The organism is Streptomyces sp. NPDC048270 (assembly GCF_040652335.1).
Classification (GTDB): Bacteria; Actinomycetota; Actinomycetes; order Streptomycetales; family Streptomycetaceae; genus Streptomyces.
The window spans coordinates 127,154-133,470 of the sequence record NZ_JBEZLV010000022.1 but is presented as its reverse complement, the minus strand read 5'-3'; the positions used below and the strand labels follow the sequence as shown (position 1 = coordinate 133,470).

6 protein-coding genes are annotated in these 6,317 nt (G+C 72.9%); 5 read left to right on the top strand and 1 reads right to left on the bottom strand.

Features of this window, described 5'->3' with window-relative positions:
- Positions 1-90 precede the first annotated feature (90 nt).
- Complete coding sequence (locus AB0D66_RS21045) at positions 91-1,446, bottom strand: MFS transporter (protein WP_362305396.1); 1,356 nt, start codon at positions 1,444-1,446, stop codon at positions 91-93.
- Between the two features lie 225 nt (positions 1,447-1,671).
- Here AB0D66_RS21045 and AB0D66_RS21040 point away from each other — a divergent pair, with 225 nt between their 5' ends.
- The 5 genes from AB0D66_RS21040 (at position 1,672) to AB0D66_RS21020 (ending at position 6,186) form a co-directional block, all read left to right on the top strand.
- Positions 1,672-2,769 carry a PfkB family carbohydrate kinase gene (locus AB0D66_RS21040; RefSeq protein WP_362305393.1) on the top strand — a complete coding sequence of 366 codons (1,098 nt, stop codon included), beginning with the start codon at positions 1,672-1,674 and terminating at the stop codon, positions 2,767-2,769.
- A gap of 199 nt (positions 2,770-2,968) precedes the next feature.
- Positions 2,969-4,012: a PhoH family protein gene (locus tag AB0D66_RS21035; protein WP_362305391.1), complete on the top strand. Its 1,044-nt coding sequence runs from the start codon at positions 2,969-2,971 to the stop codon at positions 4,010-4,012.
- A gap of 13 nt (positions 4,013-4,025) precedes the next feature.
- A complete protein-coding gene (ybeY, locus tag AB0D66_RS21030; RefSeq protein WP_069920225.1) occupies positions 4,026-4,523 on the top strand; it encodes an rRNA maturation RNase YbeY in 498 nt (165 codons plus the stop codon).
- Entirely contained in the window at positions 4,520-5,827 is a 1,308-nt protein-coding gene (locus AB0D66_RS21025) for a hemolysin family protein (RefSeq protein WP_362305389.1), read from the top strand. The genes ybeY and AB0D66_RS21025 overlap by 4 nt, the downstream gene beginning before the upstream one ends.
- On the top strand, positions 5,824-6,186 hold the full coding sequence (locus AB0D66_RS21020) for an MmcQ/YjbR family DNA-binding protein (RefSeq protein ID WP_362305386.1): 363 nt from the start codon (positions 5,824-5,826) through the stop codon (positions 6,184-6,186). The genes AB0D66_RS21025 and AB0D66_RS21020 overlap by 4 nt, the downstream gene beginning before the upstream one ends.
- Positions 6,187-6,317 lie beyond the last annotated feature (131 nt).

Genomic DNA, 6,317 nt, shown 5'->3' with positions numbered 1-6,317 from the left:
GGCGGGGCTGGAGTGGCCGGCAGATCCAGCCCCGCCGGCGTTTGAGGCGCGGGGTCTGGGGCGGAGCCCCAGGTCTTTGAGCCGCGGCGGCTACACGCGGGTGCGGGAGCGGCGGCGGGAGGCCGGGGACGGGAGCAGGATGCGGCGCGGCCGGCGGCGGAGCGGGATCTCGGTGACCGCGAGTTCCTCGGCTCCGACGCGCGGAATCGTGCCGGAGGGCGCACCCGCCCCGGCGGCGAGGACGGCCGCCGGAGCGCCACCGCGGCGCCGGACCGACCCGGCGGTCAGCGGCCGGCCGCCCGCGTGCAGCGCCACCGCGGCCATCGGCCCGGCCACGGCCAGCAGCAGCGCACCCAGCGCCAGGCCCATGCCGGGGAAGCCCGCCGCCTCCGCGAGGAGGCTGCCGGTGACCGGCCCGCAGGCCACGCCCAGGGAGGACGCCGACCCGGCCAGCACCGCCCAGCGGCCGCGCGGGTCCAGGGCCGCGGCGAGGCCGATCGCGTACGAGAGCACCACCGGGTAGAGCGCGTTCCACAGGATCTCCCCTGCGGCGAAGCCTCCGAGGCTCCGGGCGGAGGAGGACACCGCCACGCAGCAGGCGATCACCGCCGTCCCCACCCCGATCGGGACCGCCCGGCCCAGCCGCGAGCCGAGCGCGGAGGCGGCCGTGACCCCGAGCAGGCCCGCGCCGAGCGCCGCGGCGAAGACCACGCCGAGGGTGACCTCCGAGAGGCCCGCCTGCTGGGTGCCGATCCGGCCGCTGACCCCCCACAGGGCGTTCTGCGCGAGGGACCACAGCATCAGCGAGCCCGCCAGGACCACCCCGGCGCGCGGGTACGGAAGGCGGCCCGGGACGACCCCGGTCACCGCGGGAGCCGAGGAGCCGCCCAGCCGGCCGGTGGCGGGCCAGACCAGCGCCGCGACCAGCGCGATCGCGGCGAACGGCAGCCCGTGGCCGCCCCCGAGCCGCGGCAGCGTCAGGTAGAGCGCCCCGGCGGTCGCCGACACCGACAGCAGCCCGAGCGCGGAGGCCCGGTGCGGATCGCGCTGCCCGGCGATGCCGGCGGCGGCCACGGCGGTGGCGGTTCCGGAGCCGAAGCCGCCGACCACCGCGCCGGCGACGACCAGCGGCAGCAGCGGGGCGGCGGCGGCCGTGCCGTATCCGGCGACGGCCAGCAGCAGCCCGAGCCGGGCCAGGGGCCGGGGCCCGTACCGGCCGATGCGGGAGGCCAGGGTGAAGCCGGCCGCGGCGGAGCCGAGCAGCAGGGCGGTGCCGATCAGGCCGGCCTGTGCGGGGCTGAGCGGCAGATGGGCGTCGAGCCGTCCCACTACCGTCGGCAGGAGGTACGGGGCGAGGTAGCCGGCCGTGAAGAGGGCCACCAGGGGCCAGGCGGCGGGCAGCGCCGCGGGCGGCTCGGAGAGCGGCGCGGGGGTGCGGTCGGGCACGTGCGTTCCAGGTGGTGCGGGTGATGCGGGGCGTCGCCGCGGAGTGAGCGGGGCCCCTGTTTATCAAGCGGCCCGAGAGCAGGAAAAGAGCATTCCTGTAGTGATCTGCGACACACTGTGTTTGGGCTCGTGCCGGCTGGGCATGGCTGGCATCTTTCCACCGCAAACCATCGCACCGAAAACCCTCTGGAAGAAACGACCCTTCAAGCCAACGGGGAGTACACCGTGACCAGTCGGGACAACGTCGACAGCAGTGCGGCAGCGGTGGACCCGCTCGGTCCGCTGCGCAACCCCCAGGAGCCCGCCTGCGACGTCTTCCTGACCGGCACGGTCTTCCTCGACATCATCTTCACCGGCCTCGACTCGGCCCCGGTGCGCGGTACCGAGTCCTGGGCCCGGGGCATGGGCTCCAGCCCCGGCGGCGTCGCCAACATGGCCACCGCCCTGGCCCGGCTCGGCCTGCGCACCTCGCTCGCCGCGGCGTTCGGCGACGACCACTACGGGGAGTACTGCTGGGACGCCCTCGAACAGGGCGAGGGCATCGACCTGTCCATGTCGCGGACGATCCCCGGCTGGCACAGCCCCGTCACCGTCTCGATGGCCTACGAGGGCGAGCGCACGATGGTCTCGCACGGCCACGAGGCGCCCCCGCCGGCCGGACCCGCCCCCTTCCCGCAGTGCCCGCCGCGGGCCCGGGCCGCCGTGGCCGCGCTCGGCCCCGGCCGGGGCGAGCCGTGGATCGCGGAGGCGGCCCGCCGCGGCGCGCGGGTCTTCGCGGACGTGGGCTGGGACGAGAGCGGCCAGTGGGACCTGGGGGCCCTGGCCGACCTGGAGCACTGCGAGGCCTTCCTGCCGAACGCGGGCGAGGCCATGCGCTACACCCGGACCGAGTGTCCGCGCGCGGCCGCCCGGGCGCTGGCCGAGCGGGTGCCGATCGCGGTGGTGACGATGGGCCCGGAGGGCTCGTACGCCGTGGACGGGCGGACGGGCGAGACGGCCCACGTCCCGGGGATCACGGTGGACGAGCTGGACCCGACCGGCGCGGGCGACGTCTACGTGGCGGGCTTCCTCACCGGCACCCTGGCGGGCTGGCCGCTGGCGGACCGCCTCGCCTTCGCGGGGCTGACGGCGGCCCTGTCGGTGCAGGAGTTCGGCGGCTCCCTCTCGGCCCCCGGCTGGCCGGAGGTGGCCCACTGGTGGCGCTCGGCCCCGGCCGGGCTGCGCGGCCGCTACGCCTTCCTGGACGACCTGATCCCGCCCGCGGCGACCCCGGCGGCCCGGCGCCGCGCGGTGCCCACCATCGGCTTCCGGCACTCCGCCTAGTGCTGCCGGGCGTCGCGACCCGGTGAACCTTTGCGGTCACAGCACTAGGCCGCCGGCCCGCCCCCGGGGCCCCGCCGGTCGAATGCCGGTGGAAAACCCCTCGGGGATGCCCCGGCGGCGACGTACGCTTGGTATTCCGGAGGTCGTCGATCGGCGCGGCCCCTCAGCGGGAGGTATGCGCAGGCCACAGTGCCGGCCCATGACTCAGACACCGACAGCCCACATCCCAGCGCCGGGCCAGGCGCGAGCCCACTTCACCGTTCCGGCCACGCACCCGATGGTGACGGTGCTCGGTTCCGGTGACGCCCTGTTGCGCGTGATCGAGAAGGCCTTTCCGAAGGCCGACATCCATGTTCGGGGCAACCAGGTCAGCGCGATCGGGGCAGCGGCGGAAGTCGCCCTGATCCAGCGCCTGTTCGACGAGATGATGCTGGTGCTCCGCACCGGGCAGCCGATGACGGAGGACGCAGTGGAACGCTCGATCGCCATGCTGAAGGCGAGCGGCAACGGCCAGGAGGGCGGCCCGGAGGAGACTCCGGCCGAGGTGCTCACCCAGAACATCCTCTCCAGCCGGGGCCGCACGATCCGGCCCAAGACCCTCAACCAGAAGCGGTACGTCGACGCCATCGACAAGAACACGATCGTGTTCGGCATCGGCCCCGCCGGTACGGGCAAGACCTACCTCGCCATGGCCAAGGCGGTCCAGGCCCTGCAGTCCAAGCAGGTCAGCCGGATCATCCTGACCCGGCCCGCGGTCGAGGCGGGAGAGCGGCTCGGCTTCCTGCCGGGCACCCTCTTCGACAAGATCGACCCGTACCTGCGCCCGCTCTACGACGCGCTGCACGACATGCTGGACCCGGACTCGATCCCGCGGCTGATGGCCGCCGGGACCATCGAGGTGGCCCCGCTGGCGTACATGCGCGGCCGCACCCTCAACGAGGCGTTCGTCGTCCTCGACGAGGCGCAGAACACGAGCCCGGAGCAGATGAAGATGTTCCTGACCCGGCTCGGGTTCGATTCGAAGATCGTCATCACCGGTGACATCACGCAGGTCGACCTCCCGGGCGGCACCAAGAGCGGCCTGCGCCAGGTCCAGTCGATCCTCGAAGGGGTTCCGGACATCCACTTCTCGCGGCTCACGTCCGAGGATGTCGTCCGCCACAAGCTGGTCGGCCGTATCGTCGACGCGTACGAGAAGTACGACGACAGCCAGCAGGCCGCGAACGGCCACCAGCGGAAGTAGAACCCAGCGCACCATGTCGATCGACGTCAACAACGAGTCCGGAACCGAGGTCGACGAGCAGGCGATCCTCGACATCGCCCGCTACGCGCTCACCCGGATGCGGATCCACCCGCTCTCGGAGCTCTCCGTCATCGTCATCGACGAGGACGCCATGGAGCAGCTCCACATCCAGTGGATGGACCTGCCCGGACCCACCGACGTCATGTCCTTTCCGATGGACGAGCTCCGTCCGCCGGCGAAGGACGACGAGGAGCCCCCGCAGGGGCTCCTCGGTGACATCGTGCTCTGCCCCGAGGTCGCCAAGAAGCAGGGCGAGGACGCCCCGACGCAGCACTCCATGGACGAGGAGCTCCAGCTCCTGACCGTCCACGGGGTGCTGCACCTGCTCGGGTACGACCACGAGGAGCCCGACGAGAAGGCCGAGATGTTCGGCCTGCAGGCGGCGATCGTCGACGGCTGGCGGGCCGACCGCGGCATGACCGGTCCGTCCCCGGCACCCACCGTCTCGTGAACGCCCCGCAACTGATCACCGGCGCGGTCCTGCTGGTGGTCGTGGCCTGGTTCGCGGCCTGCGCCGAGTCCGGCATCGCCCGCATCTCGAGCTTCCGCGCCGAGCAGGCCGTACGGGAGGGCCGGCGCGGCAGCGAGAAGCTGGCGCAGGTGGCCGGCGACCCCACCCGCTACCTCAACGTGGCGCTGCTGGTCCGGGTCACCTGCGAGATGGCGGCCGGCGTCCTCGTCACCTACGTCTGCCTCGGCGAGTTCGGGGAGACCTGGACCGCGCTGCTCGTGGCCATCGCGGTGATGGTGCTGGTCTCCTTCGTCGCCGTGGGCGTGTCCCCGCGCACGATCGGCCGCCAGCACCCGCTGAACACCGCGACGGCGGCCGCGTACGTCCTCGTACCGCTCGCGCGGGTGATGGGGCCGATCCCGCAGCTGCTGATCCTCATCGGCAACGCGCTCACGCCCGGGAAGGGCTTCCGCAAGGGGCCGTTCGCCTCCGAGGCCGAACTGCGCGCGATGGTGGACCTCGCGGAACGGGAATCGCTGATCGAGGACGACGAGCGCCGGATGGTGCACCAGGTCTTCGAGCTCGGCGACACCCTGGTGCGCGAGGTGATGGTGCCGCGCACCGACCTGGTGTGCATCGAGCGGTACAAGACGGTCCGTCAGGCGACCACGCTCGCGCTGCGCTCCGGCTTCTCGCGCATCCCGGTGACCGGGGAGAACGAGGACGACATCGTCGGCATCGTCTATCTGAAGGACCTGGTCCGCAAGACCCACATCAGCCGGGAGGCGGAGTCCGACCTGGTCTCCACGGTGATGCGGCCGGCGGTCTTCGTGCCGGACACCAAGAACGCGGGAGACCTGCTGCGCGAGATGCAGCAGGTGCGCAACCACGTGGCGGTCGTCATCGACGAGTACGGCGGCACGGCCGGGATCGTCACGATCGAGGACATCCTGGAGGAGATCGTCGGGGAGATCACCGACGAGTACGACCGGGAGCTGCCGCCCGTCGAGGACCTGGGCGAGGACCGCTACCGGGTCACGGCGCGCCTCGACATCACCGACCTCGGCGAGCTGTTCAAGGTCGAGGCCTTCGACGACGAGGACGTGGAGACGGTCGGCGGCCTGCTGGCGAAGGCGCTGGGCCGGGTGCCCATCGCGGGTGCCTCGGCGCTGGTGGAGCTGCCGGACGGGCGTCCGCTGCGGCTGACGGCCGAGTCCCCGGCCGGGCGGCGGAACAAGATCGTGACGGTGCTGGTGGAGCCGGTGGTGGCCGCGGTGGAAGCCGCGGGGGAGGAGGGGGAGTGACCCCGGCGCAGCTGCGGGAGTTCTGCCTGGGCTTCAACGCGGCGGTGGAGGAGTTCCCGTTCACCCCGGAGACCTCGGTCTTCAAGGTGCTGGGCAAGGTGTTCGCGCTCTCGGCGCTGGACGCGGAGCCGCTGAAGGTCAACCTCAAGTGCGAGCCGGAGTCGGCGGTGCGGCTGCGTGCGGAGCACGAGGCGGTCGTGCCGGGCTACCACATGAACAAGCGGCACTGGAACACGGTGACCGCGGGCGGGCCCGGCGGCCTGCCGGACGCGCTGGTCCGCGAGCTCGTGGAGGACTCCTACGACCTGGTCGTGGCGGGCCTGCCCAAGGCGGAGCGGCTGCGGCTCGACCGGCCGTGACATGGCCCGGCCGGGGTTGATCGATCAAGGACGAAGGTCACGGGCTCTCGGGACCTTCGGATCATAGGAACCCCCCATTCCGCACCTAGGTTTGTCCCTGAGTCCGGGGGGACCGGGGGAGCGGAGGGGAG